Consider the following 25,364-nt stretch of genomic DNA (forward strand, 5'->3'; position numbering starts at 1 on the left):
TGCGCAAGGCTTCCTCCGCAGGCACCGTGATCTTCGTGCATGACCCGGCCGGGCACCTGCTGGGCGAGTACGACGGGACGGGTGCGGCCCTGCGCGAGTACGTCTGGATGGGCGACACCCCGGTGGTGATGTTCACCCCCGGGGCTACGGCCACGGCGCCGCCGCTGGTGTACTACCTGCACAGCGATCACCTGGACACGCCCAGGGTGGCCGTGGACACCAGCGGGCGGCTGCGCTGGCGGTGGATCGCCGAGCCGTTTGGCAACACCGCCCCCGAGACCAACCCCTCCGGGCTGGGCGCCTTCACGCAGAACCTGCGGTTCCCGGGGCAGTATGCCGACGCAGAATCCGGCCTGTTCTACAACGGGTTCAGGGACTACGATCCCGCCATCGGGCGATACACGCAGTCCGATCCCATCGGGCTTCACGGCGGCATCAATACCTACAGCTACGCCGAGAACCAGCCTACCGCGCTGACTGATCCGCTTGGGCTGGCTACGTACATGTGCAGGGCGCCATTGCACGCGCTGACTGGTGTCCTTGGAGAGGGGCGTGCGACATGGGCGATGTCCAATGTGCCGATGGCTCATCACCGCTATTTGTGCGTGCCCGGTCAATGTGGCGGACAAGATCAGCGCGGTGAGAAGTGGTCAGATCCGCTCTGGGGTCCGGGCAAGCCGAGCAAAGACGAGTTCAACTCAGAACGTTGCGAGCAGAAGGAACCCGACAACACTTGCATCGAGAGCTGTGTCCGGCGCCGTCTGAATGGCCCTCGCCCGACATACGGCATTCCCCTAGCGACCGACTGTCAGGAGTGGGCCGAAGAGGTGCTGAATTCCTGCCGATATGAGTGCTCGTCTAGCACTCGCACTGACCGCCCATACATCGGATATCCGAACTCTGGTAGGAGAAGCAAAAGGTGATCAGTCGAGTTCTGCTTGCGGTTTGGTTGGTGACGTGCTGTGCGGTACTTGCGTTTACGTTGTACGCCTACACGCCTGGCCCACGCAGCGACGCCGGCATCTTGTTTGCGGGAGCAATGTCAGCGCTCACGTTTCCAAGCGGCCTGCTGGTATCTGGAGCCATTGCGATGTTAGTGGTGATTAATGATGGCGATCTGCCTGTTCCAATCAGCGACTTGCCGCCATGGATTGGCTTCACTGTTCTATGGTTTGCCTTTTGTGCTGTCGGATACCTTCAGTGGTTCAAACTGATCCCTTGGCTATGGCGCAAGATTCGCCCATCGCCAGTCGCCAAGGTCGAGTCTTGAGTCTTGGTACGCTATAAACTGAAGTGCAACACACTAATGAAATTGGCGTACTAATTCCTTGAATTCCGATGCGAATTAATTCATCAAGATGTAACCTGTGGCGTTGGTGGTGGTTAATATTAATGCTGTTCCTGAGTTTCGGTAGTGGACTGTACGCTTGTGCAGAATATCTTGACCAACGTGAATCTATCACCATCGAGGCGCAGAACGACGCACAAAGCCGGCTGACCCGAGCCGTGGCCCCGTTGTCGCCAGCAGCGGCTGTCGCACCTGCCCCGCACGATTTCGCCACCACAGGCGTCGCCCTCCTGACCCCCGCCATGGTCTTCAAAACCCTGACCCAAACCGCCACCGCCAGCGGTGTGACCGTCGTGGACATGCAAACCCAAGACCACCCGGCCACGGTCTCCGAGCTGGCGCGGGCCGAACTGAACCTGCACCTGCGCGGCCCCTACCCCGCCACCAAGGCGCTGATTCAAGATGTGCAGCGCCGCAATCCCTGGGTCACCGTGCAACGCTGGAGCCTGCAACGCCTGCCTGCACCGTCTGCAGAGGTGGAGTCCGCCTTGGTACTCAACCTGTGGGGTCGCCCGCTGCTGGTTCCCTGAATGATGCGACGAAGCCTGAAATGGGGCCTGACGGCCAGCGGCATGCTCAGCGCGGTGGCGCTGTGGACAGACACGTCGCCTCGGATCGTGGCCGCAGTCGAGCCGCGCCTGACAGCGCGCGACAGCCTGCCGCTGGCCCCTGAGCGCCGCGCCATCGCCCCACAGGCCACCGCCCCCAGTCCGCCCCCGCTGCCCGCCACCTGGACCCCGACCCGCCTAGCCTTGGCCCAGCGCGACCTCTTCGCCCCCGCCGACGCCCGCCCAGTCGCCCCCCCGACGACCGCCGCCCCACCACCCGCGCAACCCCCCGCCCCACCGCCACCCCCGCCCACCCCCGAAATGCGCCTGCGCTACCTCGGCCGCATGCAGACCCCCCAGGGCGAAACCCTCGTCTACCTCAGCGCCGGCGACACCGCTCTACCCGTCAAGAAGGGCGACGCCCTGGACAACGGCTTCGTCATCGACAGCATCGACGACGACGGCATCCACCTGCTGTACCCGCCCAACCAGCAGCGCCTGGTCATCGCCATCCCGCCCGCCCGTCCCTGATGAACCACCTGCTGTCGTCCTCCCTGATCGCCACCCTGTGCCTGAGCCTGCTCACCGGCTGCGCCGAAACCCGCATCCGCCAGCAAGCCCAGACCGCCCTGCAAGCCGGTCAGTACGAACAGGCCGTCCAAACCCTCGACACCGGCCTCAAAAGCTACCCCGACAGCCCCACCCTGCGCGCCGGCCTCGTGCAAGCCCGCACCGAGGGCCTCACCCGGCTGCTCACCGAAGCCACCGCCGCCCGCGCCACCGGCCGCCTCGACGACGCCACCACCCTGCTGGAGCGCGCCAAGCCCTTCGACCCCGGCCTCAAGCGCGTCACCCCGCTGCTGGCCGAGATCGACACCGAACGCCGCCAGCGCCTCGCCCTCAAGGACGCCCGACAACTCGTCGAACAGCGCAAGCCCACCGCCGCCCTGCTCGTGCTCACCGACGCCCTCAAGGACAACCCCCGCCACCCCGACCTGCTCGCCCTGCAGCGCAAGCTGGAGATCGACGCCCGCCAAGCCCAGGTCCGCGCCGCCCAGACCGGCCTCAGCGAAGCCCGCCCCATCTCGCTCGACTTCCGCGACGCCAACCTGCGCACCGTGCTCGATGTCGTCTCGCGCAACAGCGGCATCAACTTCATCCTCGACAAGGACATCCGCCAGGACACCCGCGTCACCGTCTTCCTCAAGTCCGCCAAGGTCGAGGAGGCCATCGACCTGATCGTCAACACCTACCAGCTCGCCAAGAAGGTCATCGACGGCCAGACCATCCTCATCTACCCCAACACCCCCGACAAGCAGCGCGAGCACCAGGAACAGGTCGTGCGCGTGTTCTACCTCGCCAACGCCGACGCCAAGAACACGGCCGCCTTCCTCAAAGCGATGCTCAAGCTGCGCGAGCCCTTCGTGGACGAGCGCACCAACCTGCTCGCGCTGCGCGACACACCGGAGAACGTGCTGCTGGCCGAGCGACTGATCGCGCTGTTCGATGCGGCCGAACCCGAGGTGCTGCTGGAGCTGGAGGTGCTGGAGGTCAGCTCCACCCGGCTGACAGAACTCGGCGTGCGCTTCCCCGACTCGTTCTCGCTGACGCCGCTGGCGCCGCTCGGGGCCAATGGGCTGAACCTGCTCAACATCGAGGGCATCACGCGCGACCGCGTCGGCGTCTCGGTCGGTGGCCTGCTGGTCAACCTCAAGCGCGCCATCGGCGACGTGAACACGCTCTCGGCGCCGCGCATCCGCGTCAAGAGCAAGGAAAAGGCCAAGATCCTCATCGGCGACAAGATCCCGCTGATCACCGCCACCACCGGCCCGAACGGCTTCGTGGCCGACAGCGTGAGCTACATCGACGTGGGGCTGAAGCTCGATGTGGAGCCGACCGTCTACACCGACGACGAAGTGGCGATCAAGATCGCGCTGGAGGTCAGCTCGCTGGGCACCCAGATCAAGACCGCCTCCGGCACGCTGGCCTACCAAATCGGCACCCGCAACGCCTCGACCCTGCTGCGCCTGCGCGACGGGCAGACGCAGTTGCTCGCCGGCATCATCAGCCGCAGCGAGCGCACCAGCGCCAACCGGGTGCCGGGGCTGGGCGATGTGCCGATGGTCGGGCGGCTGTTCTCCAGCCAGGCGGACTCGGCCGACCGCACCGAACTCGTGCTGGCGATCACCCCGCATGTGCTGCGCAACCTGCGGCAGCCGGACGCCGCCACGGGCGAGCTGTGGGTCGGCACGGGCATGTGCTGCGCAACCTGCGGCAGCCGGACGCCGCCACGGGCGAGCTGTGGGTCGGCACGGATGCGGCGCCGCGTCTGCGGACGGTGGGCGGGCGGTTGTCGGTGGCCGATGACGCGCCAGGCACGACGCCGGGGGCCGCCCCAGATCCGGCACCACCCGCCGTGCCACTGCCGCCGGTGTTGCAGGTGCAGGCCCGGTGATGAAACCCATGTCGCCCATGTCCCCCATGTCCCGGGGCTACACACTGATCGAATTGCTCGCCGTGCTGGCGGTGATCGCCGTGCTCGCGCTGATGGTCCAGCCGCTGGCCGAGATGAGCCACCGGCGCGAACAGGAGCGCGAACTCCGGCGGGCGCTCTGGGAGATCCGCGACGCCATCGATGCCTACAAACGCGCCAGCGACACCGGTCTCGTGCCGCATGAAGCCGGCCAGCCCGCCTATCCGCCGACGCTGCAGGCGCTGGTGCGTGGCGTGACCAACGGCAAGGAGGGCGCACAGCCGCTGTACTTCCTGCGCCGCCTCTGGCTGCAGCGATCAGGCAGCGATTTGCAGTTAACGCTGTTGGAAACCAATGACCCGGACGAAGCGACAAGCCCCGGGGTTCAGCCCGGGGTCGAGCGTTCAAGCCGGAACGGCTTGTCAAGCGACATGTATGGAAATACAGTTGTCGGATGGAAGCCGTGAAGACCCTCAAGCTGCGCATCAAGGACAAGCACGCGGGCGTGCTGTCCTTGATGGCGCGCGAGGTCAATCAGGTGTGGAACTACTGCAACGAGACGAGTGCGCGGGCGCTCCGGGAGCGGCGCGAGTTCTTGAGCGGGTTCGACCTGCAGAAGCTCACGGCCGGGTACTCGAAGTGCGATGGCGTGCGGATCGGTAGCGCCACGGTGCAACTGGTGTGCGAGGAGTACGCCACCCGGCGCAAGCAGTTCAAGAAGTCGAGGCTGAACTGGCGGGTGTCGAACGCGAAGGCGGCGAAGCATTCGCTGGGCTGGGTGCCGTTCAAGGCGGGCGGCGCGAAGTACAAGGCCGGGCAGATCGCTTTTCTCGGGCACAGGTTCAGTCTGTGGGACAGCTACGGGCTGAGCCGGTTCGATCTGCGCGCCGGGTCGTTCTCGCAGGACGCGCGTGGCCGGTGGTACCTGAACGTGTGCGTCAAGGTGGACGTGCCGAAGTCGGCCGGCACTGGATCGGTGGGGATCGACCTTGGCCTGAAGACCGCGGCGACGTGCTCGGACGGTGAAGAACTGGCGTCCGGCCTGTACCGCAAGCATGAGGGCGCGCTGGGGATCGCCCAGCGGGCGCGCAAGAAGAACCGGGTGCGCGCGATCCACGCGAAGATCGCCAACACGCGCAAGGACGCGATGCACAAGTTCAGCACCGGGCTGGTCGAGCGCAACGCGGCGATCTTCGTCGGGAACGTGCAGGCGAAAGCGATGGTGAAGACCAAGATGGCGAAGTCCACGCTGGACGCCGGATGGGCAATGCTGAAAACGATGCTGGAATACAAGAGCCATCAGGCCGGCATCGTGTTCGAGGAGGTGAACGAAGCCTACACAACCCAGACCTGTTCGCGCTGCGGGGGCATACCCGCCAGCAGTCCGAAAGGCAGGACAGGTCTGCGAATGAGGCGATGGACATGCTGCGATTGCGGCGCGGAACACCACCGCGACGTGAATGCAGCCAGGAACATCGCCGCGCGCGGACATGCGCGTCTCGCAGGAGGAATCCCCGTCCTTTAGGGCGGGGAGGATGTCAAAAGCTCACGATCCAGAACTGGTACAGCGGTAGCGCATACCGAACAGATAGCATCGAGCTTGGCAACGGCAAGCGACTGCTTGAAAGTCAGGCGGATACGCTGGTTTCTGCGATGGCCGCTTTTTATGCGCCCACAGCCGGTCAAACCAGCTTGCCAGTTGACTACCAGACGGCATTGAATTCGGTGATTGCCGCCAACTGGAAATAAAGCCGCTGCGATGTGCGGGATGGGCCAAGCCTCAGCTTGGCCCGAGCGCCGCGAGCCGCCGCAGCACCTGCGCCGCCAGATCCGTGTGCATCGAGCGGAACAGCAGCGCGATCTCCTGCTCCTTGGCCAGCGCGGTGGTCTCGCTGTAGCTCACGTCGCGGGTCAGCGTCAGCTCGGCCGGGGCGATGAGCACACGGCCGGCCGGCGTGCGCGCCTTGAAGCGCAGGCGTGCCCGCAAGGTCAGTTCGCGCACCTGACCGGCGGCGGTCGAGGCGGCGACGACCTGCTCGCGGGCGTCCTCCAGCGCGTCGAGCACCACGTCCGCTTCGGCCGCCGTCTCGGTCAGCACGACACCGCGGCTGGCGCGCAGTTGCCGGCGCAGCTCGTCGCCCATCGGCGAGTAGGCGTCGAAGCCGGCGAGGAAGACGTGCTTCAACTGCAGCTCCGGCGGGCGGCGCAACTGGAAACCGCAGCCGGTCAGGGCCGAGACCGTCGCCAGCACGAACACACGCCGCTGCACCACGTCAGACCACCACGTTCACGAGCCGGCCGGGCACGACGATGATCTTCTTCGGCGGCTTGCCCTCGGCGAACTTCGCCACCTCGGCGCTGGCGGCGGCCACGGCTTCGATCGCCGCCTTGTCCGCGCCGGCCGGCACCTTGATCGCGCCGCGGGTCTTGCCGTTGACCTGCAGCACCAGCTCGATCTCGTCCTGCACCAGCGCGGCCTCGTCCACCTGCGGCCACGGCGCGTCGAGCAGATCGCCCCATTTGGCCGCGTAGCCGAGGTCGGCCCAGAGCTTCCACGTCAGGTGCGGACACGCCGGGTACAGCCCGCGCAGCAGCACCGAGTAGCCCTCGCGCAGCACGGCGGCCGAGGCGTTGCTGCCATCGTGCTTGTACGCTTCCAGCGCGTTCAGCAGCTTCATGCCGCCGGACACCACCGTGTTGTATTGCATGCGCTCGTAGTCGTGGCTGACCTGCCGCAGCACCAGATGCACCTCGCGGCGCAGCGCCTTGGCGGCGGCCGGCAGATCCCCGCCGACCACGTTCGCCGCCGAGGTCAGCACCGCCTCGTGCTTCGCCGCGAAGCCCCAGACGCGCTTCAGGAAGCGGTGCGCGCCCTCGACGCCCGCGTCGTTCCACTCCAGCGTCTGCTCCGGCGGCGACGCGAACATCACGAACAGGCGGGCCGTGTCCGCGCCATGCTGGTTGATCAGGGCCTGCGGATCGACGCCGTTGCTCTTGGACTTCGACATCGTCGTCATCTCGTAATCGAGCGGCAGGCCGTCCGCCTTCAGCGTGCCGCCGATGACCACACCATGGTCGTTCGTCAGGACGTTGACCTCGTGTTCCCAGTAGTAGCTCTTGCCGCCGCCTTCGGGTTTGCGGAAGAAGGCGCCCTTGAGCACCATGCCCTGCGTCAGCAGCTTGGTGAACGGCTCGTTGATCGTCACCAGCTTCAGGTCGCGCATCACCTTGGTCCAGAAGCGGGCGTAGAGCAGGTGCAGGATCGCGTGCTCGATGCCGCCGATGTACTGGTCCATCGGCATCCAGTAGTCGGTGCCGCCGGCGACCATCGCTTCGCTGTTCTGCGCGTCGCAGTAGCGCATGAAGTACCACGACGAATCGACGAAGGTGTCCATCGTGTCCGTCTCGCGCTGCGCCGGTTTGCCGCAGCAGGGGCAGGCGACGTTCAGGAAGTCGGTGCGTTTTTTAAGCGGGTTGCCCGAGCCGTCCGGCACGCAGTCGATCGGCAGCACGACCGGCAGGTCCGCCGCCGGCACCGGCACCGCGCCGCAGTCGTCGCAATGGATGATCGGGATCGGCGTGCCCCAGTACCGCTGGCGGCTGATGCCCCAGTCGCGCAGGCGCCAGGTGGTCTTCTTCTCGCCGAGGCCCTTGGCGCCGACGAGTTCGGCGACGCGGCTCACGGCGTCCTTGCAGGCCAGCCCGTCCAGCTCGCCCGAGTTGACGCACACGGCGCGCTGCTTGTCGCCGTACCAGTCGGCCCAGGCGTCGAGCGAGAACGCTTCATCGCCAGCCTGCGCGAGCCGCACGACCTGCTTGATCTCGATGCCGTACCTCTTCGCGAACGCGAAATCGCGCTCGTCATGCGCCGGCACGCCCATCACGGCACCGTCGCCATAGCTCATCAGCACGTAGTTGCCGACCCAGACCTCGACCTGTGCGCCGGTCAGCGGGTGCGTGACGAACAGGCCGGTGGGCAGGCCCTTCTTTTCCTGCGTGGCGAGTTCGGCTTCGGTCGTGCCGCCCTGGGCGCACTCGGCGATGAACGCGGTCAGCGCCGGATTCGTCGCGGCGGCGTGCGCGGCCAGCGGGTGCTCCGGGGCCACGGCGCAGAAGGTCACGCCCATGATCGTGTCGGCGCGGGTCGTGAAGACGTAGAGCTTGCCGCCCTGAATCAGCGAACCATCCGCGCCCGCGATGTCATGCGGGAAGGCGAAGCGCACACCCTCGCTCTTGCCGATCCAGTTCTCCTGCATCAGCCGCACCCGCTCGGGCCAGCCGCTGAGGTAGTTCGGGTCTTCCGGATTGGCGACCGCGCCCAGCAGCTCGTCGGCGTACTGGACGATGTTCAGGTAGTAGCCGGGGATCTCGCGCTTCTCGACCAGCGCGCCGGAGCGCCAGCCGCGGCCGTCGATCACCTGCTCGTTCGCCAGCACCGTCTGATCGACCGGGTCCCAGTTCACGACCTGCGTGCGGCGCTCGGCGATGCCCGCTTCCAGCATCTTCAGGAACAGCCACTGGTTCCACTTGTAGTAGTCCGGGTCGCAGGTGGCGACCTCGCGCGACCAGTCGATCGCCAGCCCCATCGCCTGCATCTGGGTCTTCATGTAGGCGATGTTCTCGCGCGTCCACTTCTCGGGCGGCACGGCGTTCTTCAGCGCGGCGTTCTCCGCCGGCAGACCGAAAGCGTCCCAGCCCATCGGCATCAGGACGTTGTAGCCCTTCATCCGCAACTGCCGGGTCAGCATGTCGTTGATGGTGTAGTTGCGCACATGGCCCATGTGCAGCTTGCCCGAGGGGTAGGGCAGCATCGAGCAGGCATAGAACTTCGGCTTCGTCTGGTCTTCGTGAACGCGGTAGGCGTCGGCGGCGCGCCAGGCGGTCTGGGCGGCGGATTCGACGGCGGTGGGGTCGTAGCGGTCTGGGAGGCTCATGGCGGCGCGGAACTCGTGGCAGCGTGGCGGCGTGCGGGACGCTCAATCCGTGGATTATCGCGGACGGGCATGCCGCTTGCGCATAACCATCGCCCTTGTCGGCATGACCCCTGCGTTCTCTGCACTCGGCGCGCGCATTGCGCATGCACACCGGTCCCGACCGCAGTAATCTCCGCTCCCCTTTGGTTTTGAACCCCCGGTGATACCGCCGGACCCGCAGGAGTGCCTTCGATGACCCAGCCCTTGTCCCCCGCCGAACTGGCCTTGCGCGACGCCGCACTGGACTACCACCGCTCGCCAGTCCGGGGCAAGATCGCCGTCACGCCGCTGAAACCGCTGATGAACCAGCGCGACCTGTCGCTGGCCTACTCGCCCGGCGTAGCCTATCCCTGCCTGGCGATCGAGAAAGACCCGTCGCTGGCCGCCGAATACACCTCGCGCGCCAACCTCGTCGGCGTCATCACCAACGGCACCGCCGTGCTCGGCCTCGGCGACATCGGCCCGCTGGCGTCCAAGCCGGTGATGGAGGGCAAGGGCTGCCTGTTCAAGAAGTTCGCCGGCATCGACGTGTTCGACATCGAACTCGCCGAGCGCGACCCGGACAAGCTGGTCGAGATCATCGCCGCGCTGGAGCCGACGCTCGGTGGCATCAACCTCGAAGACATCAAGGCGCCCGAGTGCTTCTACATCGAGAAGAAGCTGCGCGAGCGCATGAAGATCCCCGTGTTCCACGACGACCAGCACGGCACCGCGATCATCTCCGGCGCCGCCCTGCTGAACGGCCTGGAGCTGGTCGGCAAGGCGATCGGCGACGTGCGGCTCGTGGTGTCGGGCGCGGGGGCGGCGGCGATTGCCTGCCTGGACCTGATGGTCGGCCTGGGCGTGCGGATCGAGAACATCTTCGTCTGCGACTCCAAGGGCGTCATCCGCGAAGGCCGTGGCGACAAGCTGGACGAGTCCAAGCAACGCTACTGCCAGAAGACCGACATGAAGACGCTGGCCGAGGTCATCGTCGGCGCGGACGTGTTCCTGGGCTGCTCGGCTGCGGGCGTGATGACCGGCGAGATGGTCACCAGCATGGGCACGCAGCCGATCATCCTGGCGCTGGCCAACCCCGAGCCGGAGATCCGCCCCGAGATCGCCAAGGCCGCGCGCCCAGACTGCATCATCGCCACCGGCCGCTCGGACTACCCGAACCAGGTCAACAACGTCCTGTGCTTCCCCTACATCTTCCGCGGCGCACTGGACTGCGGCGCCACCAAGATCACCGAGGCGATGAAGCTGGCCTGCGTGCGCGAGATCGCGGCGCTGGCGAAGGAAGAAACCAGCGACGAGGTGGCCGCCGCCTACGCCGGGCAGGAGCTGCAGTTCGGCCCCGAGTACCTGATCCCGAAGCCCTTCGACGCCCGCCTGATCCTGCGCATCGCCCCGGCCGTGGCCGCTGCGGCGGCCGAGTCTGGCGTCGCCGAGCGCCCGATCACCGACCTCGCTGCCTACCGCGAATCGCTGACCCGCTACGTCTACCAGACCGGCATGTTCATGCGCCCGGTCTTCGCCGCCGCCAAGCGCCACCCGGCCCGCGTCGTCTACGCCGAAGGGGAGGACGAGCGCGTGCTGCGGGCCGTGCAGGCGGTGCTGACCGAAGGCATGGCGCAGCCGATCCTGGTGGGCCGGCCGGCGGTGATCGCGGCACGCATCGAGCGGGCGGGGCTGCGGCTGAAGCCGGGGGTGGATTTCGAGGTGGTGAACCCCGAGGACGACGCCCGTTTCCGCGCCTGCTGGGAGGAGTACCACCGCCTGATGAAGCGCGACGGCGTGTCGGTCGAAGCCGCCAAGGCCGCCGTGCGCCGCTCGACGACGCTGATCGCGACCATGCTGCTCAAGCTCGGCCACGCCGACGCGATGCTGTGCGGGCTGCACGGGCGCTACGACAGCCACTTCGAGTACGTGAAGAACGTCATCGGCCAGCGGGCGGGGGCCAAGGTGTTCGCCACGATGAACGCGCTGATGCTGGAGGAGCACAACCTCTTCATCACCGACACCTTCATCAACGAGCAGCCCAGCGCCGAGGAACTCGCCGACATCGCGCTGATGGCGGCCGAGGAAGTGCGCCGCTTCGGCCTGCCCCCGAAGGTCGCTTTCCTGTCGCACTCGATGTTCGGCACCTCGCACCGACCGTCCGCCCAGCGCGTGCGCGCGGCGCGTGACCTGTTCGTGGCGCGCTCGCCCGAGATCGAGTGCGATGGCGAGATGCACGGCGACGCGGCGCTGTCGGAGTCGATCCGCCGCAACATCCTGCCGGACTCGTCGCTGTCGGGCGCGGCCAACCTGCTGGTGCTGCCCAACATCGACGCGGCCAACATCCTGTTCAACGTGCTGAAGATGACCTCGGGCAAGGGCGTGACGGTCGGGCCGATCCTGCTGGGGGCGGCGGCGCCGGTGCATATCCTCACGCCGTCGGCGTCGATGCGCCGGGTGGTGAACATGACGGCGCTGGCGGTGGCGGATGCGGCGGCAGCAGCAGCAGCGGTTGTACGTCTTTCTTCGTAACCACCGTGTTCTAGTTGGCGGTCAATAATCAAAGGATCGTTTTGTCAGATCCCCACGGAGACCGCCCCATGCCCCGCAATACCAAGATCGTCGCCACCCTCGGCCCCGCTTCGTCCGACCCGGCTGTGCTGGAGCGGCTGATCCGGGCCGGTGTCGATGTGGTGCGGCTGAACTTCAGCCACGGCAAGGCGCAGGACCACATCGACCGCGCCAGCCTCGTGCGCGAGATTGCCGCTCGCGTCGGCAAGCCGGTGGCGATCATGGCCGACCTGCAAGGCCCGAAGATCCGCGTCGGCAAGTTCGCCGAGGGCAAGGTGATGCTGGAGAACGGCGCGAAGTTCGTGCTCGACGCCTCCCGCACCGAGCTGGGCGACATCGCCGGGGTCGGTCTGGACTACAAGGAACTGCCGCGTGACGTGCGTCCGGGCGACACGCTGCTGCTCAACGACGGGCTGATCGTGCTGGTGGTCGAGCTGGTCAAGGGCGACAAGGTGCATACCGTCGTCAAGGTCGGTGGCGAGTTGTCCAACAACAAGGGCATCAACAAGCAGGGCGGCGGTCTGACCGCGCCCGCGCTGACCTCCAAGGACATGGAGGACATCAAGACCGCGATGTCCTTCCAGTGCGAATACCTCGCGGTGAGCTTCCCCAAGAGCGCCATCGACATGGAAATGGCGCGCCAACTGGCCAACGTGGCCGGCGAGCCGTGGCGCCACAAGCCGGGCATGATCGCCAAGATCGAGCGCACCGAGGCCATCCCCCAGCTCGAAGCCATCATGAAGGCCAGCGACGGCATCATGGTCGCCCGCGGGGATCTGGCGGTCGAAGTCGGCAACGCGGCGGTGCCGGCGCTGCAGAAGAAGATGATCCGCATGGCCCGCGCCATGGACAAGGTCGCCATCACCGCCACGCAGATGATGGAGTCGATGATCCAGAACCCGGTGCCGACCCGCGCCGAGGTGTCGGACGTGGCGAACGCGGTGCTGGACGGGACGGACGCGGTGATGCTCTCGGCCGAGACGGCGGCCGGCAAGTACCCGGTGGAAACCGTCGAGCAGATGGTCGCCATCGCGATGGCCGCCGAGGCCGCCGAAGAGGTCAAGCTCGACGCCGACTTCACCAACAAGACCTTCGCCCGCATCGACCAGTCGATCGCGATGGGCGCGCTGTTCACGGCACACCACCTGGGCTGCAAGGCGATCCTGGCGCTGACCGAATCGGGTTCGACCGCGCTGTGGATGAGCCGCTACAAGACCGACGTGCCGATCTACGCGCTGACGACGCAGGTGCTGTCGGAGCGCAAGATGGCGCTCTACCGCAACGTGCGCCCGATCCTGATGGCCAAGTTCGAGGACCGTGACCTGGCGCTGGCGGCGGCCGAGGCGCTGCTGGTCGAGCGCGGCGTGCTCAAGCCGGGCGACACCTACGCCATCACCTGCGGCGAGCCGATGGGCTATCCGGGCGGCACGAACATGCTCAAGGTCTGCCGCGTGGGCTGAAGCCGCCGTTCCGGGCTGTAACTGGTCCGCAATGTTGCGCAGAAATGGCGCATCGCTTGCGCCAGAGCGCCTTGGATAAGGGGAAATCGCACGGTTGATCGGGGTCTCGACCGTAGAATCTCGGGAGTTACACAGTGGTTTCAGGCACCCCCGCCATGACCGCTGTCGCAGGTTCTTGCCATCCTGTCACTTACTTCCTGAGGTTTCTCCCATGCTCGTTTCCATGCGCCAACTGCTGGACCACGCCGCCGAACACGGCTATGGCATCCCGGCCTTCAACGTCAACAACCTCGAACAGGTCCAGGCCGTGATGGCCGCGGCCGATGCGGTCGGTGCGCCGGTGATCCTGCAAGCCTCGGCCGGTGCCCGCAAGTACGCCGGCGAGCACTTCATCAAGCACCTGATCCAGGCCGCCGTCGAAGCCTATCCGCACATCCCGCTGGTCATGCACCAGGACCACGGCCAGACCCCCGCGATCTGCCAGGGCGCCATCGACCTGGGCTTCGGCTCGGTGATGATGGACGGCTCGCTGCGCGCCGACGGCAAGACCCCGGCCGACTTCGACTACAACGTCGAGGTGACCCGCAAGGTCGTGGACATGGCGCACCTGGTCGGCGTGACCGTCGAAGGTGAACTGGGCTGCCTGGGCAACCTGGAAACCGGCGAAGCGGGCGAGGAAGACGGCATCGGCGCCGAAGGCAAGCTGGACCACAGCCAGATGCTGACCGACCCGGAAGAAGCCGCCGTGTTCGTCAAGGCCACGCAGCTCGACGCCCTGGCCATCGCCATCGGCACCAGCCACGGCGCCTACAAGTTCAGCCGCAAGCCCACGGGCGACATCCTGGCGATCAGCCGCGTCAAGGAAATCCACAAGCGCATCCCCAACACCCACCTGGTGATGCACGGCTCCTCGTCGGTGCCGCAAGACCTGCTGGCGATCATCAACCAGTACGGCGGCAAGATGAAGGAAACCTACGGCGTGCCGGTCGAGGAGATCCAGGAAGCCATCAAGTTCGGCGTGCGCAAGATCAACATCGACACCGACATCCGCCTGGCGATGACCGGCGCGGTGCGCAAGTTCCTGTTCGAGAACCCGGACAAGTTCGACGCCCGCGAGTGGCTCAAGCCCGCCCGCGAAGCCGCAACGCTGATCTGCAAGCAGCGTTACATGGAATTCGGCTGCGAAGGCCAGGCCGGCAAGATCAAGGGCATCCCGCTGTCGGTGGTCGCCCAGATGTACAGCCGCGGCGAGCTGGCGCAGACGGTGGTCTGATCCCGGCGGCCCTGCCTGCATGACGACAGCCCGTCCCGGACGGGCTTTTTTCATGGGCACGCGGCCTACAATCGGCCCCGATTTCCGCCTTTCCGGCCCTTCCGACCCTCTGCCGTGACCCCTGCCGTGACCGCTGCCCTGCACAACTCCAGCCTCCATTCCCTGCCCCTGCTCGCCCGCGGCAAGGTGCGCGACAACTACGCGGTCGGCGAAGACCGCATCCTGATGGTCGCCACCGACCGGCTGTCCGCGTTCGACGTGATCATGGGCGAGCCGATTCCGGGCAAGGGCGCACTGCTGACGCGGGTGGCGCTGTTCTGGTTCGCGCGCCTGGGCCACCTCGTGCCGAACCACCTCACCGGCGAAGACCCGCTGAGCGTGGTCGCGGCCGACGAGGTGGCGCAGGTGCGCGACCGCTCGATGCTGGTCAAGCGCCTGAAGCCGCTGCCGGTCGAGGCGGTGGTGCGCGGGTATCTGGCCGGCAGCGGCTGGAAGGAATACCAGGAGAGCCAGTCGGTCTGCGGCGTCGCGCTGCCGGCCGGTCTGACCAACGCGGCCAGGCTGCCTGCGCCGATCTTCACGCCCGCCACCAAGGCCGATGTCGGCGACCACGACGAGAACATCGCCTTCGAGCGCATGGTGGAGATCATCGGCCTCGACCTCGCTACCCGCGTGCGCGACGTGTCGATCCAGCTCTACCAGACGGCGGCCGATTTCGCGCTGACCCGCGGCATCATCATCGCCGACACCAAGTTCGAGTTCGGCCTCGACGAGCACGGCACGCTGACGCTGATGGACGAGGTGCTCACGCCCGACTCCTCGCGTTACTGGCCGGTCGAGCAGTACGACGCCGCGCTCGCCGCAGGCGCCAACCCGCCGAGCTTCGACAAGCAGTACCTGCGCGACTGGCTGGAGACGGCCCAGGTGGACGGCCGCCCCTGGGACAAGACGGCGCCGGCGCCCGCACTGCCGGACGAGGTCATCGCCTACACCACCGCCAAGTACCAGGAAGCCCTCGACCGTCTGATGGGCGGCTGATCCGGCGGGCGGTCGCGGCATGTCGGCCGTCATCCGGCTTCTGCAGACACTCGACGAGGCGATTGCGCAGCGGCGTGCGCCGCGCACGGTGCTGTTCCTGCGGGCCGAGCGGGCGGTGGTGCTGGCCCGGCTGGGCGAGGCCGACCGGGCGCGCGACGAGATCGCCAGCCTGCGCGCCGGGGACGCTGTGCGCCGCTACCCGTCGCTGGCGCCTTGGCTGTGTCTGGCCGAAGGTCTGGCGGACTTCTATGCCGACCTGGCCGGCCGTGCCCGCGAGCGTGTGCGCCGTGCCCTGGTGCTGGCCCGCTCGACCCGCAGCACCCGTGCCTTGCCGCTGGCCGCCGCGTGGATGGCGCACCTGGATTTCCACGCCCGCGACGACGCCTCGGCCGTCACGCACCTCGTGCTGGCGCTGGACACCGCCCAGCCCGACCACCATGGCGCCCGCGCGCGGCTGTGTCTGGTGCTGGCCGGGATGCTGCACTACGCCGGCGCCGAGGAACGCGCCCAGCCCTGGTACAGCCAAGCTCGCGTCCACGCCCAGGCCGAGGGTGACGGTGCCTCGCTCAGCTCGATCATGTACAACATGGCATTGCTGCGGGTCGTCGAGGTACGCCTGACCGCGGCCTTCGGGGTACACCACGATGCGGTTGCGCTGCGCAGGGCGATGCTGGGCACCGAGTCCTCGGTTTTTCTCGACCGCAGCGTCAGCACCCGTGCCCTGAGCAACCACCCGCCGATGCAGCGGGCGCAGTTGCTGGTGGTGTCCGGGCAACTGGCCGAGGCGCTGACGCTGTACGAGGCGCACATGGCGCAGGCGGTGGCCGAAGGACTGACCTCGTGCGAGTGCGTGTTCCTGGCCGACCAGGCGTGGTGTCTGGCGGCGCTGGGCCGGGGTGGTGCGGCGCTGTTGCAGGCACGGGCAGCCGACTCCGCGCTCCGCGCCGCCACCGAGCCGGAGGACCGGGCCATCGCCCACGCGATGCTGGCGCAGGTGTACACGCGGCTGGGTCTGTCCGAGCAGGCGGATCCGCATGCCGTGCAAGCGCACCGCAACCACCAGCTCTACCGCCAGCGCACCGACGCGCTGCTGGCGCTGATCGACCGGAGCTTGCCCGCCAGCGACTGCACCGCGCCGCTGGGCAAGGTCTAGCGCCGGCCGGCTCAGGACTTCGCGGCCATCCGCTTCTCGATTTCTGCTGCCGGGATTGCGCCCGGTGCGCGCGTGCCGTCCTCGAAGACGATGGCGGGCGTGCCCGTGACCTTGTGTTTCTTGGCCAGCGCCGTGTTGCGCTCGATGGCGGCAGCGTCGCACTGGACCATCACCCGCGCGGGCGCCGTCCCGTCGATCATCCAGTTGCGCCACACGGTGGTGTTGTCCTTGGCGCACCAGATCGATTTCGACTTCTCGGGCGAATCGCCGCCCAGGATTGGAATGACGAACGTGTAGACCGTCACGTCCTTCACGTTCACCAGATCCTTCTCCAGCCGCTTGCAGTAGCCGCAGTTCGGGTCGGCGAAGACGGCGATCTTGCGCTTGCCGTTGCCGTTCTTCCAGACGATCGCGTCCTTGAGCGGCAGGCTGGCGAAGTCGATCGCGGAGAGCTTGTCCACGCGCTCTTCGGTCAGGTTGCGGCGCGTGGCGGTGTCGATCATCGAGCCTTGCAGCAGGTAGGTGCCCTTGGCGTCCGAATACATGATGTCGGTGCCGATGCGCACTTCCCAGACGCCGGGCATGGGCGTCGTGCGGATCTCGTCGATCTTGGGCAGATTCGCGAAGCGTTCGGTGAGCGTCTTGCGGATCTCGTCCTCGTTGGCGCGGGCAGGCCCCGCCAGCAAGGTCAGGGCAGCGAGCGCGGCGGCGGCGAAGGGAGCGAGGCGAGGTGTCATGGTGCGGTGTCCTTGGTGCGGGTTTCGTGCGGGGTCAGGCATCGAGCGCCCGGGCGGTCAGCCAGCGTTTGAGCGGGCCGAGATGATGTACCAGAGTCATGCCGTGGTTGCGCAGTTCCTTCAGGGGCGCTGAAGGCTGTGCAAAAAGGTGCAGCAGGCCGTCGGTCAGGCCGCTCATGGCGCGGGTGGGGGTGCTGCGCTCGCGGGCGTAGCGGCGCAGGGTGCGTTCGTCGCCGAGGGATTTCCAGGGTGACGTGCGCCGTGCCTCGACCAGTACCCGCGCCAGCGCCCGCACATCCGCCAGCCCCAGGTTCAGCCCCTGTCCGGCCAGCGGATGCACCGCGTGCGCGGTATCGCCCAGCAGCACCCAGCCCGGCCCGCACCACCGCTGCGCCTGCCCGACCCGCAGCGGCCACGCCGAGCGCGGCGAGCCGAGCCGCAGCGTGCCGGCCGCGCCCCCCGTGGCCTCGTTCAGCGCGGCTTCGAACTCGGCGTCGGACAGCGCCAGCAGCCGCTCCGCCTCAGCCTGCGGCTGCGACCAGACGAGGCCGAAGCCGTGGTCCACCTGCGGCCGATCGAAGGGCAGCAGCGCCAGCACGTCCGGGTGGCGGAACCACTGCCAGGCGGTGCCGTGGTGCGGCGTGTCGCTGACGAGGCGGGCGGCAATGCCGTGGTGGCCGTAGGCGAAGGATTCGAAGCCGGCGCCGAGCGCATCCCGCGTGGCGGAATCCTTGCCCTCGCAGACAGCGGTCAGCGACGCAGCGACCGGTTGCGTCAGCCGCTGCACATGCGGGGCGTAGCGCAGCGCCTCGCCGAGCGCGTGCTCCAGCGCGGCGGCGTCCACGATCCAGGCCAGCTCGCCAATGCCCTGCTGCCACGCGCTGAACTCGATCGCGCCACCGCCGTCGCCGTGGATGCGCATGTCGTGAACGGCGGTGCGGGCATCCTCGGGCAGCGCGTCCCACACCCGCAGCTCGCCCAGCAGTGCCACCGAACCCGCGTTCAGCGCGTAGGTGCGCACGTCCGGCGGGGTGTCCTTCTTTGGTGCGGCTGCCAGCAAGCCGACCCGCAGCCCGTCCCGCGACAGCGCCAGCGCCAAGCCCATCCCGACCGGCCCACCGCCGCGGATCAGCACGTCCAGCGTGGGCGAGCCGGGGGCGGCCGGGTTCAGGGCAGGGGGGGCGAACGAAAAGGGCGCGGTCATGGAGCAAGATTGTAGGAACACCTCGCACGGACGCCCCTGATGACTGCCTTTGACCTTGCATCCCTTCCCGCAGATGGCCACCACGACGGCGACGACGACGACGGCAGCAGCCCCGTCACCATCGCCCGCCTGCACGTCTACCCGATCAAGTCCTGCGCCGGCCTGTCGCTGGCGCGGACCGACCTCGCCGCCACCGGCTTCGCGCACGACCGCCAGTGGATGCTCATCGACGACCAGCACGAGTTCCTCAGCCAGCGCGAGCACGCCCGCATGGCGCTGATCCGCCCGGCGCTCGGTGAGGATGGCGTGCTGACCGTGACGGCGCCGGGCTGTGGGCCGCTGGGGCTGCCGGCGGTGGCGGTGGGCGAGACGCTGCGGGTGCGGGTGTGGGATGACGCGGTCGAGGCGCGGGCGGGTGATCCGGCGGCTGATCGCTGGTTCAGCGACTTTCTCGGCGAGCAGGTGCGGCTGGTGCAGTTCGCGCCGGGGCAGCGGCGGCTGTCGAGTGCGCGCTGGACCGGGGCGGTCGAGGCCGAGAACACGTTCTCCGATGGCTACCCGATCCTGGTCGTGTCCGTGGCGGCGCTGGACGAGCTGAACCACCGCCTCGCCCTCGGCGGCCACGCCCCCGTGACGATGGCGCGTTTCCGGCCGAACCTCGTGCTCGACGGCCTCGGCCCGCATGGCGAGGACGGTCTCGACGAACTGCGGTTCGACACGTCGGACGGCCCGGTCACGCTGCGGCTGGTCAAGCCATGCCCGCGCTGCCCGATCCCGAACATCGATCCCGACACGGCGCAATCGGGCGTCGAGCCGGGCGACACGCTGGCTGGCTACCGCAGCGATGCGCGGGTGGGCGGGGCGATCACCTTCGGGATGAACGCGGTGATCGTCGAAGGCGTCGGACGGTGGCTGGCGGTGGGGCAGGGCGGGCGGGGGACGGTGCGGTTCTGAGCGTCCTCCGGGCGGGGGTGGGCGCCTACAATCGCCGGATCTCCCCCTGAACAAGACACCACCATGAGCCTCAAGTGCGGCATCGTGGGCCTGCCGAACGTCGGCAAGTCCACCCTCTTCAATGCGCTGACCAAAGCCGGCATCGCCGCCGAGAACTACCCGTTCTGCACCATCGAACCCAACGTCGGCGTGGTCGAGCTGCCCGATGCGCGGCTGGACAAGCTCTCCGAGATCGTCAAGCCGGAGCGGATCGTGCCGGCCATCGTCGAGTTCGTGGACATCGCCGGGCTGGTGGCGGGCGCGTCCACGGGCGAAGGGCTGGGCAACAAGTTCCTCTCGCACATCCGCGAGACCGACGCCATCGTCAATGTCGTGCGCTGCTTCGAGGACGACAACGTCATCCACGTCGCCGGCAAGGTCGATCCGATCGCCGACATCGAGGTGATCCAGACCGAACTCTGTCTGGCCGACATGAGCACCGTCGAGAAGACGATGCACCGGTCGCAGAAGATCGCCCGCTCGGGTGACAAGGAAGCCGCGGCGCTGGTCAAGGTGCTGGAGAAGTGCCAGGCCGCGCTGGACCAGGCCCTGCCGGTGCGCTCGGTCGAGTTCAGCAAGGAGGAGCTGGTCATCCTCCGGCCGCTGTGCCTGATCACCGCCAAGCCGGCGATGTTCGTGGGCAACGTGGACGAGAGCGGTTTCGAGAACAACCCCTTCCTCGACCGCCTGCGCGAGTTCGCCGCGAAGCAGAACGCGCCGGTCGTGGCGATCTGCGCCAAGACCGAGGCTGAGCTGTCGGAGATGGAGGACGAGGACCGGGCGATGTTCCTGGCCGAGATGGGGCAGGACGAGCCGGGGCTGAACCGGCTGATCCGCTCGGCGTTCAAGCTGCTGGGGCTGCAGACCTACTTCACCGCCGGGGTGAAGGAAGTGCGCGCCTGGACCATCCACGTCGGCGACACCGCGCCGCAGGCCGCGGGCGTGATCCACACCGACTTCGAGAAGGGCTTCATCCGTGCCCAGACCATCGCGTTCGAGGACTTCATCCAGTTCAAGGGCGAGCAGGGCGCGAAGGACGCCGGGAAGATGCGGGCGGAAGGCAAGGAGTACGTGGTCAAGGATGGGGATGTGCTGAACTTCCTGTTCTCCAGCTGACCTCCGTGTTACCGGGGCGTGCGCTTGAACGCACCATCAGCCAGTCGAATCCGTGTCAGCCCCAGGACATGACGCAAAAGTTATGATCTACGATGCAGAGAGCGCAGATGCCGTGGAGGATGATCTGGACGGATTGTCTGAAGACGAGGTGGCGCTGTATCTGGCGCTGATCGACACCATCTGGGACAGCGAACAGGTTCGGCAACGGCTCTCGGAGTCCCAGTTCCAGCACATCCCGCATCCCAGCTTTGACACGATGGCCATTGGCGCTTGGGTGGCAATCAGTTTCAACATATGCCGGATCAAGCCGAGAACCATCGAAGGCGCACTCTCACAGCATCGGATGATCTATGGCGTTGACCACCGTGACCCACGCATCGTCCTCCTTGGCATCATGCCCAGATCAGACGGATACAGCACTACATCCTCGTTCGGTCAACGCCTGAGGCAGGACTATGCAGGTCATCACATCCCCTTCATTCACCGTCATTAAGCTGGGTTCGGCATGGACGGTGCAGAGCGGCGCCACGCTGAACATCGTTCAGCCACCGCAGAAGAAAGAACGACCCGGTGCGCGTCAACGGGCCAAGCTCTTGGCCACGCCAGAAGGTCGTGCCACCTTCGAACAGGCGCGCAAGGCTGTCGGTCAGATGCTGGCGGACGACGGCATCGCACCACTGACTGCATTGCGACTGCGCAGCGGCATGTCCCAAGAGGACGTGTACCGGGCCACGGGCATCCAACAGCCGCAGCTCTCCCGGCTGGAAAACGGCAAGAACGACAATCCCCAATTGAACCTTCTGCGACAACTGGCGGTGGCTTACCGGGTCAGCGTGGGTACTGTCACCGAGGCACTCGACCAGACGATTTCTCAGGTCAAGCGATGACACCACAACCCTGGATTACCTCGATCTTCTGCGATGACATCCGCCATGAACTGGGCGGCAAGATGTCTGCCATGGGCATTTACCACGGCTTCATTGGCATTCCCGAATCCACAGGAAGCTTCCACAAGTTCTGTGTCTTGACGCTCATCACAGCCAGGTTCTTGCCCGATCCGATCCCCATCCAGATCAGGTTTCTGGACGGGGACACAGACCTGATGCCACCTCTCCTCACCCATGTCCAGATCGACCCGCGCATCCCGACACGGTCTTTGGAGATTGCGCCGATGACGGTGCCGATCGAGATGTTCAGCTTCGAGCTTCGGGCAGGCATGTGCTTGTGTGTTGAAGTGACGATCAGCGGGGAGGCGATCCGTGGCGCGGTGATGCCGGTCATTCATGTGCCACCACAGGTTCTGACGGGCGGCACTGCGCCTCACTGAGCGAGGCACTGCACACCAAAACCCATGGTGTAAGAAATTGTTGACTGCTGCATCCAGTTTCTGGGTTAGCGGACTAGTGAGGAGTGCAAGGCCCGAAAGCCTTCACCTGCAAGCTCTCTCACCCATCCTTCCCAGGAGTCCGCCATGACCCGCTTCGCTCTCGTTGCTTCCTCCCTCACCCTGACCGCCGTGCTGGCCGCCTGCTCGGGCATGCCCTCGATGCCGTCCATGCCGATGATGGCCAAGGCCGCCCCCTACAGCCAGGACATGCTGCCCGACCCGGTCAAGGTGCCGGCCGGTCACCGCGTGGCTTGGGAGACCGTCGGCGTTGGCGAGATCACCTATGAATGCCGTGCCAAGGCCGGCACGACGGACGTGTTCGAGTGGGTGTTCGTCGGCCCGATGGCGGCGCTGAAGAGCCGTGGCGGCGAGACCCTCGGCCGCTACTTCGGCCCGCCCGCGACCTGGGCGGCCAACGACGGCTCCGCGCTCACCGGCACGCAAGTCGCGGTCGCCCCGGCAATGGCGGGCAGCATCCCGCTGCAACTCGTCAAGGCCAACCCGGCGATGGGCAGCGGCGCACTGACCGGCGTGAGCTACATCCAGCGCGTGGCGACCCGCGGCGGTGTCGCGCCGGCCATGCCCTGCGCGGCGGGCAGCACGGGCAAGCGCGAAATCGTCCAGTACCAGGCCGACTACATCTTCTGGAAGCCCGTTTGACTCCCTCCCCCAGCGGGGGAGGGTTGGGGAGGGGGCCTCGGCGGTCAGCAGACTTCCCGATCCCGCCTTGGCCCAGCCTAGAATCAGGCGGCCACCTGCCGCCTGATGCCCACGCTCCTGCCCACTTTTGACCACGACGCCGCCCTGCTCGCCTGCGCACGGGGCGAGCGGTTCGCCTTGCGGGTGCTCTATGAACACGAGGCGCGCTGGCTGCTGGGCGTGGTGCGGCGCATCGTGCGCGATGCGGCGCTGGCGGAGGACGTGCTGCAGGACGCCTTCCTGCAGATCTGGCAGCGCGCCGAGACGTTTGACCCGGCGCTCGGCTCCGGGCGGGGCTGGGTCTACACCGTGGTGCGTCACCAGGCGCTGCGGGCCGTGCGCGGCAGTGCGTCGGAGCCGGTGCTGCTCGACCCGGAAACGCTCACCGGCGTGTCCGACCTGCAGCAGTCGCAGTCCGACGCCGACGACGACCGCGGCCTCGACCCCGACAGCCTGGAGCGTTGCCTGCAGCGGCTGGACGCGCCGCGGCGGGCCTGTGTGGTGCATGCCTTCGTCGATGGCTACACCCATGAACAGATCGCCGAGCGGCTGAACACGCCGCTGGGCACCGTCAAGTCGTGGATTCGCCGCAGCCTGCTGGCGTTGAAGGAGTGCCTCTCATGAAGCTCGACACCGCCGAGGAGCGCAGCGTCGCGGCCGGCGAGTTCGTGCTCGGCACGCTGGACGACACCGCCCGACAGGCGTTCGAGGCGGCGATGGCCCACGACGCCAGTCTGCGCGCCGAGGTGGCGATGTGGCAGGACCGGTTGCTGAGCCTGACCCGCCACGCGCCGCCCGCCGAACCGTCGCCCTCGCTGTGGTCCCGCATCGATGCGCGGTTGGCCTGGGCGGGCACACGCGCCCGTGCCGACGTGTCGCCGCAGCCGTTGCCGTGGTGGCAGCGGCTGGGGCTGTGGCAGGGCGTCAGCGGGCTGGCGATGGCGGCGTGCGTGGCGCTGGGCAGTGCGCTGGTGCTGCGCGGGGCGCCAGATGCGGCGCAGGATCAGCGGTATGTCGCCGTGCTGCAGGGGCCGCAGGGCGGCGGCAATGGCTGGGTGGTGGAGGTGCGCGTCGATGCGGCGGGGCAGGGGCGCTTGCGGCTGGTGCCGGTGGCGCCGTCCGGGCCGGTGCCGGCGGGGCGGGCGCTGCAGTTCTGGACCAAGGCGCCGGGCGCGGCCGGTCCCAGCTCGCTCGGGCTGGTGCAAGCGGGTTCGACCGTCGAGCTGCCGACCACGCGCCTGCCGGACCTGCGCCCCGAGCAGTTGTTCGAGATCACGCTGGAGCCGGAAGGCGGCTCGCCGATCGGGCGCCCGACCGGGCCGATCCTGTTCGTCGGCCGCGCTGTGAAGCTGACCAGTTGAAGTTGACCCGGACGAAGCGACAAGCCCCGGGGTTCAGCCCGGGGTCGAGCGTTCAAGCCGGAACGGCTTGTCAAGCGACATGTATGGAAATACAGTTGTCGGATGGAAGCCGTGAAGACCCTCAAGCTGCGCATCAAGGACAAGCACGCAGGCGTGCTGTCCTTGATGGCGCGCGAGGTCAATCAGGTGTGGAACTACTGTAACGAGACCAGTTCGCGGGCGATCCGCGAGCGCGGAAAGTGGCTGAGCGGGTTCGACCTGCAGAAGCTCACGGCCGGGTACTCGAAGTGCGATGGCGTGCGGATCGGTAGCGCCACGGTGCAACTGGTGTGCGAGGAATACGCCACCCGGCGCAAGCAGTTCAAGAAGTCGAGGCTGAACTGGCGGGTGTCGAACGCGAAGGCGGCGAAGCATTCGCTGGGCTGGGTGCCGTTCAAGGCGGGCGGCGCGAAGTACAAGGCCGGGCAGATCGCTTTTCTCGGGCACAGGTTCAGTCTGTGGGACAGCTACGGGCTGAGCCGGTTCGATCTGCGCGCAGGATCGTTCTCGCAGGACGCGCGCGGCCGGTGGTACCTGAACGTGTGCGTCAAGGTGGACGTGCTGAAGTCGGCTGGCACTGGGCTGATCGGTATCGACCTCGGCCTGAAGACTGCAGCGACGTGCTCGGACGGCGAAGAGCTGGCGTCCGGCCTGTACCGCAAGCATGAGGGCGCGCTGGGGATCGCCCAGCGAGCCGGGAAGAAGGACCGGGTGCGTGCGATCCACGCGAAGATCGCCAACACGCGCAAGGACGCGATGCACAAGTTCAGCACCGGGCTGGTCGAGCGCAACGCGGCGATCTTCGTCGGGAACGTGCAGGCCGGCGCGATGGTGAAGACTCGGATGGCGAAATCCACGCTGGACGCCGGGTGGTCAATGATGAAGACGATGCTGGAATACAAGAGCCATCAGGCCGGCATCGTGTTCGAGGAGGTAAATGAAGCCTACACAACCCAGACCTGCTCGCGCTGCGGGGGCATACCCGCCAGCAGTCCGAAAGGTAGGACAGGTC

24 protein-coding genes and 1 pseudogene are annotated in these 25,364 nt (G+C 67.3%); 21 read left to right on the forward strand and 4 right to left on the reverse strand.

What is annotated here, in order from left to right:
• The 7 genes and pseudogenes from QZW52_RS10930 to QZW52_RS10960 form a co-directional block, all read left to right on the forward strand.
• Positions 1-923 (forward strand): RHS repeat domain-containing protein (locus QZW52_RS10930; RefSeq protein ID WP_293998494.1); only part of this gene is annotated, 923 nt, incomplete at its 5' end.
• Complete coding sequence (locus QZW52_RS10935; protein WP_293998497.1) at positions 920-1,270, forward strand: hypothetical protein; 351 nt, start codon at positions 920-922, stop codon at positions 1,268-1,270. The genes QZW52_RS10930 and QZW52_RS10935, both read left to right, overlap by 4 nt.
• 122 nt (positions 1,271-1,392) lie before the next feature.
• Positions 1,393-1,878 carry a GspMb/PilO family protein gene (locus QZW52_RS10940; protein WP_293998500.1) on the forward strand — a complete coding sequence of 162 codons (486 nt, stop codon included), beginning with the start codon at positions 1,393-1,395 and terminating at the stop codon, positions 1,876-1,878.
• A gap of 3 nt (positions 1,879-1,881) precedes the next feature.
• Positions 1,882-2,427, forward strand: coding sequence for a hypothetical protein (locus QZW52_RS10945; RefSeq protein ID WP_293998503.1), 546 nt, complete (start codon positions 1,882-1,884; stop codon positions 2,425-2,427).
• A pseudogene (locus tag QZW52_RS10950) lies at positions 2,427-4,088 on the forward strand (secretin N-terminal domain-containing protein); the annotation flags it as partial. The gene QZW52_RS10945 and the pseudogene QZW52_RS10950, both read left to right, overlap by 1 nt.
• A 475-nt stretch (positions 4,089-4,563) precedes the next feature.
• Complete coding sequence (locus tag QZW52_RS10955) at positions 4,564-4,836, forward strand: hypothetical protein (RefSeq protein ID WP_293998507.1); 273 nt, start codon at positions 4,564-4,566, stop codon at positions 4,834-4,836.
• The gene (locus tag QZW52_RS10960; RefSeq protein WP_293998510.1) at positions 4,824-5,894 is read left to right on the forward strand and encodes an RNA-guided endonuclease InsQ/TnpB family protein; all 1,071 of its coding nucleotides are present in this window, start codon (positions 4,824-4,826) and stop codon (positions 5,892-5,894) included. The genes QZW52_RS10955 and QZW52_RS10960 overlap by 13 nt, the downstream gene beginning before the upstream one ends.
• 255 nt (positions 5,895-6,149) lie before the next feature.
• Here QZW52_RS10960 and QZW52_RS10965 read toward each other — a convergent pair whose 3' ends face one another.
• Both QZW52_RS10965 and leuS read right to left on the reverse strand, forming a co-directional pair.
• On the reverse strand, positions 6,150-6,641 hold the full coding sequence (locus QZW52_RS10965; RefSeq protein ID WP_363226539.1) for an LPS-assembly lipoprotein LptE: 492 nt from the start codon (positions 6,639-6,641) through the stop codon (positions 6,150-6,152).
• Between the two features lies 1 nt (position 6,642).
• On the reverse strand, positions 6,643-9,303 hold the full coding sequence (gene leuS, locus QZW52_RS10970) for a leucine--tRNA ligase (protein ID WP_293998512.1): 2,661 nt from the start codon (positions 9,301-9,303) through the stop codon (positions 6,643-6,645).
• Positions 9,304-9,534: 231 nt separating this feature from the next.
• On the opposite strand from leuS, the gene QZW52_RS10975 reads away from it, so the two are divergent.
• From QZW52_RS10975 to QZW52_RS10995, 5 genes are all read left to right on the forward strand, one after another.
• On the forward strand, positions 9,535-11,853 hold the full coding sequence (locus tag QZW52_RS10975) for an NADP-dependent malic enzyme (protein ID WP_293998515.1): 2,319 nt from the start codon (positions 9,535-9,537) through the stop codon (positions 11,851-11,853).
• A gap of 68 nt (positions 11,854-11,921) precedes the next feature.
• A complete protein-coding gene (gene pyk, locus QZW52_RS10980) occupies positions 11,922-13,352 on the forward strand; it encodes a pyruvate kinase (protein ID WP_293998518.1) in 1,431 nt (476 codons plus the stop codon).
• Positions 13,353-13,563: 211 nt separating this feature from the next.
• Positions 13,564-14,625: a class II fructose-bisphosphate aldolase gene (fba, locus tag QZW52_RS10985; RefSeq protein WP_293998521.1), complete on the forward strand. Its 1,062-nt coding sequence runs from the start codon at positions 13,564-13,566 to the stop codon at positions 14,623-14,625.
• A 126-nt stretch (positions 14,626-14,751) separates the two neighbouring features.
• Positions 14,752-15,663: a phosphoribosylaminoimidazolesuccinocarboxamide synthase gene (locus QZW52_RS10990; protein WP_293998553.1), complete on the forward strand. Its 912-nt coding sequence runs from the start codon at positions 14,752-14,754 to the stop codon at positions 15,661-15,663.
• A 19-nt stretch (positions 15,664-15,682) separates the two neighbouring features.
• A complete protein-coding gene (locus tag QZW52_RS10995) occupies positions 15,683-16,816 on the forward strand; it encodes a hypothetical protein (protein WP_293998523.1) in 1,134 nt (377 codons plus the stop codon).
• Positions 16,817-16,827: 11 nt separating this feature from the next.
• Here QZW52_RS10995 and QZW52_RS11000 read toward each other — a convergent pair whose 3' ends face one another.
• Both QZW52_RS11000 and QZW52_RS11005 read right to left on the reverse strand, forming a co-directional pair.
• Positions 16,828-17,553, reverse strand: coding sequence for a DsbC family protein (locus QZW52_RS11000; RefSeq protein ID WP_293998525.1), 726 nt, complete (start codon positions 17,551-17,553; stop codon positions 16,828-16,830).
• A gap of 34 nt (positions 17,554-17,587) precedes the next feature.
• The gene (locus QZW52_RS11005) at positions 17,588-18,757 is read right to left on the reverse strand and encodes an FAD-dependent monooxygenase (RefSeq protein WP_293998527.1); all 1,170 of its coding nucleotides are present in this window, start codon (positions 18,755-18,757) and stop codon (positions 17,588-17,590) included.
• A 39-nt stretch (positions 18,758-18,796) separates the two neighbouring features.
• Here QZW52_RS11005 and QZW52_RS11010 point away from each other — a divergent pair, with 39 nt between their 5' ends.
• The 9 genes from QZW52_RS11010 to QZW52_RS11050 all read left to right on the forward strand — a co-directional run.
• Positions 18,797-19,711: an MOSC domain-containing protein gene (locus QZW52_RS11010; protein ID WP_293998529.1), complete on the forward strand. Its 915-nt coding sequence runs from the start codon at positions 18,797-18,799 to the stop codon at positions 19,709-19,711.
• 63 nt (positions 19,712-19,774) lie between these two features.
• Positions 19,775-20,866: a redox-regulated ATPase YchF gene (ychF, locus tag QZW52_RS11015; protein WP_293998532.1), complete on the forward strand. Its 1,092-nt coding sequence runs from the start codon at positions 19,775-19,777 to the stop codon at positions 20,864-20,866.
• Between the two features lie 82 nt (positions 20,867-20,948).
• On the forward strand, positions 20,949-21,359 hold the full coding sequence (locus QZW52_RS11020; protein WP_293998534.1) for a hypothetical protein: 411 nt from the start codon (positions 20,949-20,951) through the stop codon (positions 21,357-21,359).
• Positions 21,322-21,753, forward strand: a complete 432-nt coding sequence (locus tag QZW52_RS11025) for a helix-turn-helix domain-containing protein (RefSeq protein WP_293998537.1) — start codon at positions 21,322-21,324, stop codon at positions 21,751-21,753. The genes QZW52_RS11020 and QZW52_RS11025 overlap by 38 nt, the downstream gene beginning before the upstream one ends.
• On the forward strand, positions 21,750-22,193 hold the full coding sequence (locus tag QZW52_RS11030) for a hypothetical protein (protein WP_293998539.1): 444 nt from the start codon (positions 21,750-21,752) through the stop codon (positions 22,191-22,193). The genes QZW52_RS11025 and QZW52_RS11030 overlap by 4 nt, the downstream gene beginning before the upstream one ends.
• A 144-nt stretch (positions 22,194-22,337) precedes the next feature.
• Positions 22,338-22,913 (forward strand): DUF3455 domain-containing protein, encoded by a 576-nt coding sequence (locus QZW52_RS11035; protein WP_434738316.1) that lies wholly within the window; start codon positions 22,338-22,340, stop codon positions 22,911-22,913.
• Between the two features lie 105 nt (positions 22,914-23,018).
• Entirely contained in the window at positions 23,019-23,576 is a 558-nt protein-coding gene (locus tag QZW52_RS11040; protein WP_293998541.1) for a sigma-70 family RNA polymerase sigma factor, read from the forward strand.
• Complete coding sequence (locus QZW52_RS11045; protein ID WP_293998544.1) at positions 23,573-24,313, forward strand: anti-sigma factor; 741 nt, start codon at positions 23,573-23,575, stop codon at positions 24,311-24,313. Before QZW52_RS11040 ends, QZW52_RS11045 begins: the two co-directional genes overlap by 4 nt.
• A gap of 102 nt (positions 24,314-24,415) precedes the next feature.
• Positions 24,416-25,364 (forward strand): RNA-guided endonuclease InsQ/TnpB family protein (locus QZW52_RS11050; RefSeq protein WP_293998547.1); only part of this gene is annotated, 949 nt, incomplete at its 3' end.

The sequence above is a fragment of the Sphaerotilus sp. genome, assembly GCF_013299175.1.
Taxonomy (GTDB): Bacteria; Pseudomonadota; Gammaproteobacteria; order Burkholderiales; family Burkholderiaceae_C; genus Sphaerotilus.